The sequence below is a fragment of the Nostoc favosum CHAB5714 genome (genome assembly GCF_020829495.1).
In the GTDB taxonomy this organism is placed as follows: Bacteria; Cyanobacteriota; Cyanobacteriia; order Cyanobacteriales; family Nostocaceae; genus Nostoc; species Nostoc favosum.
Genome location: NZ_JAIVFQ010000018.1, coordinates 22,242 through 35,463 on the forward strand (window position 1 = coordinate 22,242; position 13,222 = coordinate 35,463).

The 13,222-nt window shown below is 41.0% G+C and carries 14 protein-coding genes; 9 read left to right on the plus strand and 5 right to left on the minus strand.

Features of this window, described 5'->3' with window-relative positions:
- Positions 1–53 precede the first annotated feature (53 nt).
- Positions 54–200 (minus strand): hypothetical protein, encoded by a 147-nt coding sequence (locus tag LC586_RS14575; protein ID WP_229485503.1) that lies wholly within the window; start codon positions 198–200, stop codon positions 54–56.
- Between the two features lie 227 nt (positions 201–427).
- On the opposite strand from LC586_RS14575, the gene LC586_RS14580 reads away from it, so the two are divergent.
- From LC586_RS14580 to LC586_RS14595, 4 genes are all read left to right on the plus strand, one after another.
- Positions 428–1,444, plus strand: coding sequence for a homogentisate phytyltransferase (locus LC586_RS14580; RefSeq protein WP_229485504.1), 1,017 nt, complete (start codon positions 428–430; stop codon positions 1,442–1,444).
- A 3-nt stretch (positions 1,445–1,447) separates the two neighbouring features.
- Positions 1,448–1,921, plus strand: coding sequence for a tetratricopeptide repeat protein (locus tag LC586_RS14585; protein WP_229485505.1), 474 nt, complete (start codon positions 1,448–1,450; stop codon positions 1,919–1,921).
- Between the two features lie 524 nt (positions 1,922–2,445).
- Positions 2,446–4,599 carry a hybrid sensor histidine kinase/response regulator gene (locus LC586_RS14590; RefSeq protein WP_229485506.1) on the plus strand — a complete coding sequence of 718 codons (2,154 nt, stop codon included), beginning with the start codon at positions 2,446–2,448 and terminating at the stop codon, positions 4,597–4,599.
- Positions 4,600–5,093: 494 nt separating this feature from the next.
- On the plus strand, positions 5,094–6,320 hold the full coding sequence (locus LC586_RS14595) for a tetratricopeptide repeat protein (RefSeq protein WP_229485507.1): 1,227 nt from the start codon (positions 5,094–5,096) through the stop codon (positions 6,318–6,320).
- Here the strand turns inward: LC586_RS14595 and LC586_RS14600 are convergent.
- On the minus strand, positions 6,288–6,623 hold the full coding sequence (locus LC586_RS14600; RefSeq protein WP_229485508.1) for a hypothetical protein: 336 nt from the start codon (positions 6,621–6,623) through the stop codon (positions 6,288–6,290). The genes LC586_RS14595 and LC586_RS14600 overlap by 33 nt on opposite strands.
- A 48-nt stretch (positions 6,624–6,671) precedes the next feature.
- Here LC586_RS14600 and LC586_RS14605 point away from each other — a divergent pair, with 48 nt between their 5' ends.
- From LC586_RS14605 to LC586_RS14620, 5 genes are all read left to right on the plus strand, one after another.
- Complete coding sequence (locus LC586_RS14605; RefSeq protein ID WP_229485509.1) at positions 6,672–6,824, plus strand: hypothetical protein; 153 nt, start codon at positions 6,672–6,674, stop codon at positions 6,822–6,824.
- Between the two features lie 2 nt (positions 6,825–6,826).
- A complete protein-coding gene (gene cobA / locus LC586_RS14610; RefSeq protein WP_229485582.1) occupies positions 6,827–8,464 on the plus strand; it encodes a uroporphyrinogen-III C-methyltransferase in 1,638 nt (545 codons plus the stop codon).
- The gene (locus LC586_RS40625) at positions 8,446–8,577 is read left to right on the plus strand and encodes a hypothetical protein (protein WP_267921675.1); all 132 of its coding nucleotides are present in this window, start codon (positions 8,446–8,448) and stop codon (positions 8,575–8,577) included. The genes cobA and LC586_RS40625 overlap by 19 nt, the downstream gene beginning before the upstream one ends.
- A 59-nt stretch (positions 8,578–8,636) precedes the next feature.
- Entirely contained in the window at positions 8,637–9,233 is a 597-nt protein-coding gene (coaE, locus tag LC586_RS14615; protein ID WP_229485510.1) for a dephospho-CoA kinase, read from the plus strand.
- A gap of 659 nt (positions 9,234–9,892) precedes the next feature.
- The gene (locus LC586_RS14620) at positions 9,893–10,219 is read left to right on the plus strand and encodes a hypothetical protein (RefSeq protein ID WP_229485511.1); all 327 of its coding nucleotides are present in this window, start codon (positions 9,893–9,895) and stop codon (positions 10,217–10,219) included.
- A gap of 183 nt (positions 10,220–10,402) precedes the next feature.
- Here LC586_RS14620 and LC586_RS14625 read toward each other — a convergent pair whose 3' ends face one another.
- The 3 genes from LC586_RS14625 to LC586_RS14635 form a co-directional block, all read right to left on the minus strand.
- Entirely contained in the window at positions 10,403–10,768 is a 366-nt protein-coding gene (locus LC586_RS14625; RefSeq protein WP_229485512.1) for a DOPA 4,5-dioxygenase family protein, read from the minus strand.
- A gap of 856 nt (positions 10,769–11,624) precedes the next feature.
- Positions 11,625–12,161, minus strand: coding sequence for a universal stress protein (locus LC586_RS14630; RefSeq protein ID WP_229485583.1), 537 nt, complete (start codon positions 12,159–12,161; stop codon positions 11,625–11,627).
- 614 nt (positions 12,162–12,775) lie between these two features.
- Positions 12,776–13,222 (minus strand): DUF29 domain-containing protein, encoded by a 447-nt coding sequence (locus tag LC586_RS14635; protein WP_229485513.1) that lies wholly within the window; start codon positions 13,220–13,222, stop codon positions 12,776–12,778.

Below are 13,222 nucleotides of genomic sequence, written 5' to 3' on the forward strand. Positions count from 1 at the left end.
GTTATGGGGAGTAGGAGTCGAGAATCAGCAAGAAGTATTTTCATGGTTGGTTGTCAGATTTTTTCTGGATAGAGCGTCTTTACATAAGGAAGATTGATTCTCTGTCCGTTAGGTGAAAGTGCCTTTTGATTAGGGTTACGGCGAACTGTGGCAACGGTCAAAGCCGCCGCTACCTCCCCTAGGAAATCCAGTACGTCCAAAGCTTTGGCTCTTGTTAATGACCAAATTCTGTGACAATGGTTAACAATCTGACAATTTAGGTCATGTGGAAAAATAAACGCTAAACCTAACCCCCAGCCCCTTCCTTAATAGGGAATGGGGAGAATTCAAAGCCTCTCAAGAGCAGGAGAGAGCAGAAGTGAGGTTTTCCAAATCCCGTGAAAAGTCAGGGTTAACAATAAGCCGGAATACTGAATTTAAGGTACTCATGAGCCAGAGTTCTCAAAACAGCCCTTTGCGTGGCAAAGCCGTTCAATCATATTTCCATTGGTTATACGCTTTCTGGAAATTCTCTCGCCCTCACACGATTATTGGTACAAGTTTGAGTGTGTTGGGTTTGTATTTTATTGCTATTGCAATTAGTAATAGTACTGATTCCCTATTCACGTTCGGCTACGCTACTTCGACTACGCTCAGTACAAGTCACGGCAAGCCTACTCCCCATTACCTACTCCCTGTCTTAGGTGCATGGATTGCTTGTCTGTGTGGCAATGTCTACATTGTGGGGCTGAATCAATTAGAAGATGTTGATATTGACAAGATTAATAAGCCTCATTTACCGTTGGCATCAGGTGAGTTTTCCCAACAGACGGGGAAATTAATTGTTGCTTTTACTGGGATTTTGGCGCTAGTTGTGGCGTGGCTAACTGGGCCATTCTTATTTGGCATGGTAGCAATTAGTTTGGCAATTGGTACTGCTTATTCTTTACCGCCAATTCGCTTGAAACAGTTTCCATTTTGGGCAGCACTGTGCATTTTTTCGGTGCGCGGTACGATTGTTAATTTAGGATTGTATTTGCACTATAGTTGGGTGCTGAAACAAAGCCAAGTAATTCCGCCTGTGGTGTGGGTACTGACGTTATTTATCTTGGTATTTACCTTTGCGATCGCTATATTTAAAGATATACCCGATATAGAAGGCGATCGCCTCTATAATATCTCTACTTTCACTATCAAACTCGGTTCGCAAGCTGTGTTTAATCTGGCTCTTTGGGTGATAACTGCCTGCTATTTGGGGATAATTTTAGTTGGTGTGCTACATGTGGCCTCAGTTAACCCCATATTTCTGGTAATTACTCATTTAGCCCTGCTAGTTTGGATGTGGTTGCAGAGTTTAGCAGTAGACTTACAAGATAAAAGTGCGATCGCTCAATTCTACCAATTTATCTGGAAACTATTTTTTATCGAATATCTAATTTTTCCTATCGCCTGTCTTTTGGCTTAGACAATGCTAGAAACCTTTTCCACTAGTTCTATTATTGCTGCTGTTGTAGTTGTTCTTAGTCTATCAATTCTAGGCTATTTCGCTTGGAAAACTTTGATTACCTCAGATTTGTTTCAAAAAGGAATCAATCTTTCTCAAGCAAAAGATTACCAAGGTGCAGAAGCAGCGTTTCGTAAAGTGATTTCTCTTAACTCTACTAATGATGTAGTGCGCTTGTTTTTGGGAGATGTTTTAAACCAACAAGGCCAAGTAGAAGAAGCAACAGAATTATTCCAAGAAGTGATTCGCCGCAGTCCGAAAAATCCTGACGGTTACTTGCGTCTGGCAAATATTCTCATGCAGCAAGAGCGAGAAGAGGAAGCTAAAACTAACCTGCTACAAGCTAAAGATTTATTGCAAAAACAACGACAACCTGAAAAAGCTAAAAAAATCACTGAATTGTTAGATAAAATGAGTCAGAAGTCAAGCAAATCTTAAATTAAGTTAGAATTGCGGAGATTAAATTTTCCTGTTCCGTTTCCTAATTCTTTTACCATTCCCCTCATGATGGGGAGAATGGGTTTTGCTTTGGAATTTACCAGTGTCTGCCCTAATTATGTCTTAATACAGTTCAGTTACAGCTTAACTCTTTATTAAAGTCATTTTTTTAACGAACCGCAAAGGACGCAAAGAGCGCAAAGGAAGAGAAGGAAGAAATGCTTAACTGAACTGTCTTGAATTATGTCCGCAATTTTCGCAAGTTTGACTACTACCCTCATAGCCCTTAAAATTACAATCTAAGAAAGCATCCCTATTTTTCAAAAGTTCACGGTACTGATGCAAAAACCCTTTACAACTCTCTTACCTTTGCGCTCTTTGCGCCCTTTGCGGTTCGTTTACTCATTCTCTTATTCCTATCTTCAGACAGGATAATAGTAAATTTAAAATGTGCGAACAACTTGGGCTAATTAAAAAAATAAATTTAGTAGTAAATTTTATAGATTCAAAAAAATTAAGTGTTTATGTCAGACATAATATCAGAATTGTGGAATAATTTTTTTACATCAGGAGCATTTATTCCACATGGACACTGCTATCTATGGCAAACGAATTTAGTTTGGTTACACATATTATCTGACGCCTTCATTGCACTAGCTTATTACTCGATTCCAGCTACACTCTTCTACATTGTCCGCAAGCGGCAGGATTTGCCCTTTGATTGGATTTTTCTCCTGTTTAGTGGATTTATCGTAGCTTGCGGCACCACTCATTTAATAGAGATTTGGACGCTTTGGCATCCAATTTATTGGGTATCGGGGTTTGTCAAAGCAGTAACTGCAATAATATCTGTAATTACAGCAGTACAACTTATACCTCTAGTACCACAAGCACTGGCACTTCCTAGCCCTGTTCAACTAGAACAAGCAAATCAAGAACTTCAAATACAAATAGGCGAACGCTTACGGGTAGAGGAGGAACTACGAAAATACCAGAATCATCTCGAAGAAATGGTTGCTGTTCGCACCAATGAAATTAGCAAGACTAATGAGCAATTACAACAAGAAATCCTTGAACGCCAACGCATCTTAGAAATTCTTCGACAAAGCGAAGAACGCTACCGTTACTTGGCTGAGGCAATTCCCCAACTTGTATGGACAACCAATCCTAACGGTGAATGTGATTTTTTTAATCAAAATTGGTGCGAATACACTGGGCTAACATTAGAGCAATCCTTGGGTTCTGGTTGGTTGGCTGCATTGCATCCAGATGATATCCAAAATGCTGATGAAGTTTGGTCTAATGCTGTAAAAAATAGCACTATATATAACAATGAATATCGCTTTAAACGGGCTTCTGATGGCTCCTATCGTTGGCAGCTAGCACGAGGTTTACCACTCAAAGATGAGCAAGGTATTGTAGTAAAGTGGTTTGGAACATGTACAGATATCCACGAACAAAAAGAAATACTTGAAGAACGGGCGCACCTGCTGGAATTAGAACAAATAGCACGAGCTAAAGCAGAAACAGCCAATCGAATTAAAGATGAATTTTTAGCCGTCCTCTCTCACGAACTACGCACTCCACTGAACGCAATTCTCGGCTGGTCAAAGTTGTTGCAAACCGGCAGGTTAAACCAAGCAAAAACATCTGAAGCACTAGCCACAATCGAGCGGAATGCCACCTTACAGGTTCAACTCATTGAAGACTTGCTGGATATCTCCAGAATTTTACAGGGCAAACTGACGCTGGATATTACGAAGATTAATCTAGAGTCTACGATATTGTCCGCATTACAGACAATGCGTTTAGCCGCAGAAGCAAAGTTGATTGAGGTAAGTACAGTATTTGAACCCGATGTGGGGGAAGTTATGGGTGACTCTACTCGTTTGCAGCAAGTCGTCTGGAATCTCCTTTCTAACGCTGTCAAATTTACACCCAAGGGAGGAAAGGTACAAGTGCGACTAAAGCAAGCTGATGGCTATGCTCAAATCATAGTTAGCGATACAGGTAAGGGAATTAGCGCTGAGTTTTTGCCATTCGTATTTGATTACTTCCGCCAAGCAGATAGCACATCTACGAGAAATTTTGGTGGATTAGGGCTGGGATTGGCAATCGTGCGTAATATCATCGAGATACATGGCGGCATTGTCAAAGCAGATAGCCACGGTGAGGACAAAGGGGCAACATTTACTGTTAGTTTGCCGCTTCTGCAAGATGAAAGCCCAAGCCTGACGGATGAACAAAACTACCCTGTATTATTAACTCCTAAGTCTTTACCTCTCGCTGGCGTTCGGGTTTTAGTTATCGATGATGATGCTGATTCGCTAGATTTTGCTGCTTTTGTATTAGAGCAAGATGGGGCTTTTGTTATCGCTTTATCTTCCGCTTCTGAAGCATTACAAACTCTAGCAGAGGTAAAGCCAGATGTGTTGGTCAGTGATATTAGTATGCCCGATATGGATGGCTATATGTTAATACGTCAAGTGAGAACTTGGACACCAGAACAAGGTGGACAAATTCCAGCAATTGCCTTGACGGCTTTTGCTAGAAACGATGACCAGCAAGAAGCACTAAAAGCTGGGTTTCAGATGCATTTACCCAAGCCTTTTAACCCAGAAAAATTAATTGCAGCCATTGCTAAACTTGTTGAAGCAAAAGTGTCAGCAATTACCTAAAAAAGGACTTTTTACTTTTAATAAAGCCCTATTGATTGTGTAGAAATGAGCATTTCTATGAGAGTATAGTTGTATCCAGTTAGGTTAATCACTTATAATTCCTGCTATAACTTTGCCAAAGCTATGCTTTTGCTTCCCTCCTCGCAAGCCTACTGTGTACACACAAGTCGAAAAATTCTCTAACCACATTTTTGTCAGAGTGAAACTGTCACACTCACCGACATCCCGCTCAGAACTGAAGTTCAGCGGCTCATAGCGAAAGTCCACTAAGCGTGGACTAAATGATCAATTCAGTCCACGCTTAGTGGACTTCAGCTATGAGACTCGGAATTTATTCCGAGGCGGGATAGAAACGCAGTGCGAGATTTATTAATAAAGATATGGCTGCGGCAAGACTTGTGTTGTACGCAAACAGGGAGGGGCAGGGGTGTTTTTATGATGGCAACTAGCCGCACTCGATATTACACGTAAACTAAGCAGGTAAAGTAATAAAAATGCTGAAAAACAAGAATCTACTGGTAGCAGCTATTATCTGCTTGTGTTTGAGTAATGGGGATAGTGCCTTTGGTAAAGATGTCGGCGTTGTTTTATCAAAAATTCATGATGCACAGTCCGCAGTTCCTCAGAGCAAAAACGCAGTTGCTAACTTCGAGCAAGGAACCAATCTCTACAAACAAGGAGATTTCAAAGGAGCAGAGGCGGCTTTTCGGAAAGCAATTGAACTAGAACCCAACTTTGCCCAAGCTTATATTGCTTTGGCAAATACTCTCGACGATCAAGGGAAACCACAAGAAGCGATCGCTATTTACAAAAAAGCCATTAGCCTCGATCCGAAAAACTCTGGAGCATACTTTAATTTAGGTTTGACTTTAACAAGACTCAATCAGTTAGAAGCGGCGATCGCACAATATAAAAAAGCTATCAGCCTTGAACCCAACTATGCAGACGCTCACTATAACTTAGGAAATGCTCTCTACGCTCAAGGCAAGCTAACAGAAGCAGTCACCGAATATACAGCAGCTATTCGCCTCAAACCCAATTATGCCCCAACTTATACCCGTCTGGGAAATGCTCTCTACGATCAAGGTGAGCTAGCAGAAGCAGTTACTCAGTACAAAAAATCCATTAGCTTTGATCCCAAGTATGCAGACGCTCACTATTACTTAGGGAACGCCTTGTATGCTCAAGGAAAGCCAGCCGAAGCAATCGCCGAATATACAGCCGCTATTCGCCTCGATCCAAAAAATCCAGCAGGTTATAACGCCTTGGGAAATACTCTCTACGCTCAAGGCAAACTAGAAGAAGCGATCGCACATTACCAAAAAGCCATTAGCTTCGCTCCTAACTATGCAGACGCTCACTATAATTTAGCAAGCGCTTTTTACGCTCAAGGCAAGCTAACAGAAGCAATCGCAGATTATACCGAAGCGATTCGCCTTGATCCCAAACATGCACAAGCTTACACGGGTTTGGGAAATGCGATGGACGATCAAGGTAAACCCCAAGAAGCGATCGCACATTACAAAAAAGCCATTAGCCTAGTACCCAACGATGCATTCACTTACTATAATTTGGGGATCACTTTAGGAAGAGAACAACAGCTAGAAGAAGCGATCGTTAATCTCAAAAAAGCCAGAGAGTTATTCCAAGCTGAGGAAAATAAGGAGATGGTTGAGCAAGTTGATCAGCTAATCCAAAAAATGAATATCCGAACGAATTGAATAATGGGCATGGGGCATTGGGCATTGGGAATTGGGCATGGGGCATGGGGCATTGGGCATGGCAGCAAAGGAGTGAAGTTCTGAATCTGCGTCCGCGAGTATTAAAGACTCATTAACGAGTATCAAAGACTCGTCTGCGAGTATTAAAGACTCGTTGGCGAGTATCAAAGACTCGTTGGCGAGTATCAAAGACTCGTTGGCGAGTATCAAAGACTCGTTGGCGAGTATCAAAGACTCGTTGGCGAGTATCAAAGACTCGTTGGCGAGTATCAAAGACTCGTTGGCGAGTATCAAAAGACTCATTAACGGAGTTCTAAACCTCATTAATGAGTATCAAAGAGTCATAAAACTATGTTGACACCAAATTGTATTCTAAAATATATCTCCTCTGTCCCTCTACCTCTTCCCAATGCCCAATGCCCAATGCCCAATGCCCAATGCCCAATGCCCAATGCCCAATGCCCAATGCCCAATGCCCAATGCCCAATGACAATTGACAAATGACGATGACTCAAGAAAAGGGTAAAGTCTACCTCGTAGGTGCTGGGCCTGGAGATGTGGCATACCTGACGGTAAAAGCTTACAATCTCTTAGCTGCTGCTCAGGTTTTAGTCTACGATGCCCTGGTAGATGCTCAATTGTTGCAGTGCGTACCACCTGATTGCTTGAAGTTGGATGTTGGAAAACGCGGTGGTAAACCCAGTACAACCCAAGCTGATATTAACAAGTTACTAGTAAAGCATTGCCAGCAAGGGAAACAAGTTGTACGGCTCAAATCAGGCGATCCGTTGATTTTTGGGCGTTGTACTTCCGAAATTGAAGCGCTGAAAGCATCTGGTTGTGATTTTGAACTAGTACCAGGAATTTCCTCAGCCCTAGCAGCACCTTTGTTAGCAGGAATTCCCCTCACAGATCCGGTGTTGAGTCGCACTTTTGCAGTGCTTACAGCTCATGAACCAGAAGTTTTAGACTGGGAGGCACTCTCACGGCTAGAGACACTGGTAATTTTGATGGGAGGGCAACATCTGCCAGAAATTGTACATCAACTGGTGCGACACGGGCGATCGCACTTAACACCCATTGCCATCATCCGTTGGGCAGGAACTCCTCGTCAACAAATTTGGACAGCGCAACTGGGCAATATTGTGGAACAAACCACCGAATTATCCCTTTCTCCAGCAGTAATTGTTATTGGCGAAGTTGTTGGGCTACGGAAGTACTTACAACCTGAGAATATATATTTAGACCAAATTATCAGGCAGGAGTCTGGAGAAAAGCATTCTCAGGTTCCGGCTGTGAACGAGAGTATTTTTATACCCCAACCTATGTTAAGTAACTTCCCCTTATCTCCTCTTCCCCTCAGTGGCAAAACAATCTTGGTGACACGTTCAGTTGGACAATCGAGCCAATTTAGCGATCGCCTCATCGCATTAGGTGCAACAGTCATCGAAATGCCTACCTTAGAAATCGCCCCGCCCTCCAGTTGGGAAGCTTTGGATAATGCGATCGCTCATTTATTTGACTTCGACTGGTTAATTCTCACTTCTACCAATGGCATAGACTACTTTTTTGAAAGGCTAATCGCCCAAGGTAAAGATAGCCGTGCCTTAGCAGGCGTCAAAATTGCCGTCGTTGGTGAGAAAACAGCCCATTGTCTCAAACAACACTCTCTCCAACCAGATTTTATTCCCCCCAACTTTGTTGCCGATTCTTTAGTAGAAAATTTCCCAGAGGATCTGCATGGTAAAAAGGTTTTATTTCCCAGAGTTGAAAGCGGCGGCAGAGAAATTTTGGTTAAGGAATTAACTCTCAAGGGAGCAAAGGTGATAGAAGTTGCCGCATATCAATCTTGTTGTCCAAGTGGTATTCCACCAGAGGCACAGTTAGCTCTCCAAAACCGCAAGATAGATGTGATTACTTTTGCCAGTTCTAAAACTGTGCAATTTTTCTGTCAACTTACTGACAAGATATTTTCCAACAACTCTGATCCTAGTCAATTATTAGAGGGCGTTTGTATTGCCTCTATCGGGCCGCAAACCTCCAAAACCTGTCATTTTTTATTCAGGCGTGTGGATGTAGAAGCCCAAGAATATACTTTAGATGGTTTAACCCAAGCATTGATAACATGGGCGACAAATTCTTAGATGAGGGAGATGAGGGAGATGAGGGAGATGAGGGAGATGAGGGAGATGAGGGAGATGAGGGAGATGAGGGAGATGAGGGAGATGAGGGAGATGAGGGGGAGAAGAACTATTAATTATTGCCCAATGCCCAATGCCCAATGCCCAATGCCCAATGCCCAATGACTAATGACTAATGACAAAACGTATAATCGGCTTAACTGGCGGTATTGCCACAGGCAAAACCACTGTCACTAATTATTTGGCTAGCACTTATAAGCTGCCGATTCTGGATGCAGATATTTATGCTAGAGAGGCAGTATCTTTAGGTTCGCCTATTCTTGGTGTGATCGCTCAACGTTACGGCGAACAAATTTTACTACCAGATGGCAGCCTCAACCGCCAAAAGCTAGGGGAAATTATCTTTAATCGTCAAGATGAACGCAACTGGATAGACAATTTGATTCATCCTGATGTGCGCGATCGCTTCCTCAAAGCGATCGCCCTATCTTCCTCGCAAACACTGGTGTTAGTAGTGCCTCTATTATTTGAAGCTGGGATGACTGATTTAGTTACAGAAATTTGGGTAGTGCGTTGTTCCCAAGAGCAACAGCTACAAAGATTGATACAACGAAACCATTTAAATAGAGAACAGGCACAAGCCAGGATCAACAGCCAATTATCTCTCGAAGAAAAAGTGACTCATGCAGATGTCGTTTTAGATAACTCCTCCACCCTAGAAGTATTACTAGAGCAGGTAGATGTAGCCCTAAAAACCATTAGTAAGGACTAGATGCTATTTATCTTAAAAAAGATACATAGATGACATTCTCAAGACATAAAAGCTTTATAAATTTTAGGATTATCTAGTTAAGTAAAAAAATGTCATATCTGACCTCTTCTTGTCCAATAATTCGGTGGTTTTACAGTTGAAGCTGCAATTGATGGTACTGTAAATTTAAATAGTTGTTGGGCAAAAGATATCATGGAGTAAAATCAAACATTAATTCAAACATTAATTCAAACATTAATTCAAACATTAATAATTAAAAATTAAGATTTAAGAAAAAATAATTGAAAATCATTGATCTTATTTTATAAATTATTATTAATTATCTTCTCAACGAACTGCTTAATTAGACATCGGGTGATAAATTGCCTTTACTAGCTGTCAATGTGGTTGATTACTAACTAGATTGTCCACCTGTTAAATAATTCGTAATTCGTAATTCGTAATGACGCTCGATGACTCGCTAACGCTGCGCTAACGTAATTCGTAATTAAGTTTTGTAATGGGGATTTAAGCCCAACACAAAACTTGCTTTTTTATTGAACCGGGGGACTTAAACCCACGGAACTAGTTCAATTCTGGATTGGTGATTGAAAGGAATTGAGATTCACTTACAGTCTAGAACTCTTCGTTATATATTTCTTCTTGGGGAGAACTCATTTATGTCTTTGATCAGAACAGGTATGAACTTAAGTTTTAGTTTTTTAAATAAGTTAGCCCTAGTTAGCTTTCCAGCAAACGAATTAAAACAGAAGCATAAAGTACACGATTATAGCCAACTAGTTTGTGGAAGCGACTACGTATTTGAGCGCCTCAATGAAGGAACGATCGGGTATATGACTGGAATCGGGAAAGGCATTAAACCCTGCGATCGCATTATTTTACGAGAAGGTTATGAATCTTATCAATATCAAGTTGAGGAAGTTGATTATTACTCAGATCCGTCCGATATGTGGATAGCTTTACTCAAGCAACTGCCGATTGACTAAATATTAAAGTCAAGATAATTCATAATTCATAATTCATAATTCATAATTCATAATTCATAATTCATAATTCATAATTTAAATTGTGTTCAACGCCAATCGGTTTAATATTCATTAAAATAAATCAACAGAAAAAGTTCTACGCCCCAGACCAGAACTTTTACCCAATAAAGTGGGCCACTTCTGTTAATTAGATAAAGTTGAATTAAGCTGTCGAAGAAACTCAATATTCAAATCTAGCTTTTCTCCTAACCATAAAGAATGAACCGCGTGGTCAGCCACAGCATCGCCTGTCTCAGGGTGGACGAGAATATCTAATCCGTGACGATTAAGCATTAGCCAGGGAACGACTTTATCAAACTGATTCGGTAAGAAAGCAACTTGATACATTCCTTTTGGATGGGGGCCGATGGGCTTGTCAAACCAGCGTCCAAGTTGCACGTCAAATCTAGCGCCCAATCCTTCACGTACACGCGCAGCTACATCCCGACTGGCGGGATCGAAGTAAACATGAGCATGAAAACCAGTGATCTCGATAGTATCTTCTTTCATAGATCCACTTTTCGCTCTCAACTCTAATTTTGGGTAGCGGACTTTTTCTTTTTCACTGAAAAAGCGATGTCTACGGTGGTCACTGAGCGCAGCCCTACCCCTTCGGGGAAGCAAGCTACGCGCAGCGTCTCGTAGAGAAGTGCGGGCTATAGTTACCTTTCACATAGCCAAATATAGACAGGCTATTTTACAGGTGTTTGAGCTACTCCAATTTCAGCATGGACACGCTTAAATGTTGAAGTAATACGCCTTGGATGTACTACCTGACATCCCCTATCCCTCTGAACTATATTCATCAGGATTACTTTTCTTAGGTGATTAAGGTCTACTTAATCTTAATGACGAGGCTCGAAAAACTTTTCAAGTTGTCTATCTCAAACTATCATAAATGTATATGTTTAGGTTAATTTGGCTACAAAATGAATGAAGTTTTAACATACCTCAATACGCTTGGGTTAAGCCCAAAAAATAAAAATGTGTAGGTTGGGTTGAGGAACGTAGACCCAAAGGGGCTTCCCGCAGGGTAACCCAACATTTTCGGGCATTTGTTGGGTTTCACTTCCCTACGGGACGCTGTTCGCGTTCGTTCAACCCAACCTACAATTATCCTTAACCCAAGCGTATTGGGCTATACCTACGCTTAATTTTAGCCCAATACCGTGCAGTTAAGAATCGGTTGTGGAAATTGAGAGAAGTAGGTAGGCGAAAATAAACCAAATTCAGAGTTTGGCTCGCTCAGATTTATGCAATGTTATACCTCAAATAATGTTTGCGACACATCAATTATTTGTAAGGGCACAACATTGTTGTGCCCCTACCCATCTGTCGCATTCTTTTTTCAAATTGGTATTAGTAATTAGTTAACGCTTAAACTGCTTGTAGTTTCTTTGACAACTTCATGTGTTTTAGGAGCAACTGAAAGATGCACAACATGCACCGTACAAGGAGCATGGTGAAGAACATAGTTACTTACACTACCGAGAAATAGTTCCATCAGCCCAGAACGACCCCGACGCCCCATCACAATTAGGTCAGCGCTATAACTATGAGCAAAATCACAAATGATGCGACCAGGATTACCAATATTTTGTGTAAATTCCGTAGTTACACCTGCTGCGCTAGCTTGAGCGCAGAAAGATTGCAACATCTGGATTCCTAAATTTTTAAAGGTATCCCACTGCTTTTGGTATAACTCGAAGCTTTGACTGTTCAATCCTGGATAGTAGTCAAAATTAGACACCATAGGTACGTAAGGGCTACACTCTTCTTCGGGAGATAGGACATGTACTAGCATTAAGCTGGCTTGTGTTAACTTTGCTAAACCCAACGCTTCCTGAAAAACCTGTTGCCCTATTTCCGAGCGATCTAATGCAACTATAATTTTTTTAAACATCATATAGACCTCCGATTTCATTGGTAATTGGTCTTTACGGTTTCGGGTTTCCAGATGCTGGATTGTCAAAAATGACTAATCCCTCAACTATGTTTAGCGACTTGTGAATTTTAAATTTATTAAAGGTTTTCACCCCTTATTTATGTTTATAGCAAAACATTTTGAGGAACTTGTGAAGAAAACATTTATCTTTGACTATCAGGGAGCATCCCGTTTTGGAAGAAACATCTTTAGACCCTCACCCTAAATTCCTCTCTCAAAGTTGGGAAAGGGGCTAGGGATGAGGACGAATAGGTGTTTTCAGTCAATTCGCTCTACTACTTGACAATCGTACTTGAGGAATCAGGGGTATCCATTAGTGTCAAGTAATTAGACTTTAACAGTTTATCGCGATCGCATAGATTGACCTCTCCCCCAACCCCTCTCCGTTGGCGTCAGCCTGCCGTTAGGCAAGCGGAGAGGGGAGCCAGATTTCTCCCCCAACGCTAGTAGGGAAGGGGGTTGGGGGGTTAGGTCTGTGTGCGAAGTGCGAAGGTGCGATCGCGCTGATAGAATGATCAATTGGTGAAAACATAGTAAATCACAACGCTGCATTTTGAATTAATTCATACAACTTAATAAGTATTCTTTAACGTTTCTTCTAATGTAAATGGAGATTCTTTAGGAAAGAAATTTAATTTAATCCCTGTTTCATCAGATGCTTTGAGACGAGCTTTTCGATAACAATCTTCAAATACTTCTGCAAGTAGAGGTTGCAAACTGGGACTATCTTCTAATAATGTTTCAATACAGATACGCTGTTCAGAAATGGTACTGCGCCAACTTTCACTACGTTTTTCTAGTTGGTATTGCCATTTCAGTAAGTGCATCAATAGTACAATTAATCGATTTTTTAATTCGCGTTTTTCACTTCTCCCCATGCTTTCAATTTCTTCAATTAAATTAGGTATATCTATTTCATTAAAATTATTTTCTTTTAACTGCTGGGCAATTGTTTGTGTCCACAAGTAAAAGTCTTGTTCATAAAGGTTTTTTTCATTTATAAAAGATGGACTAGTCAT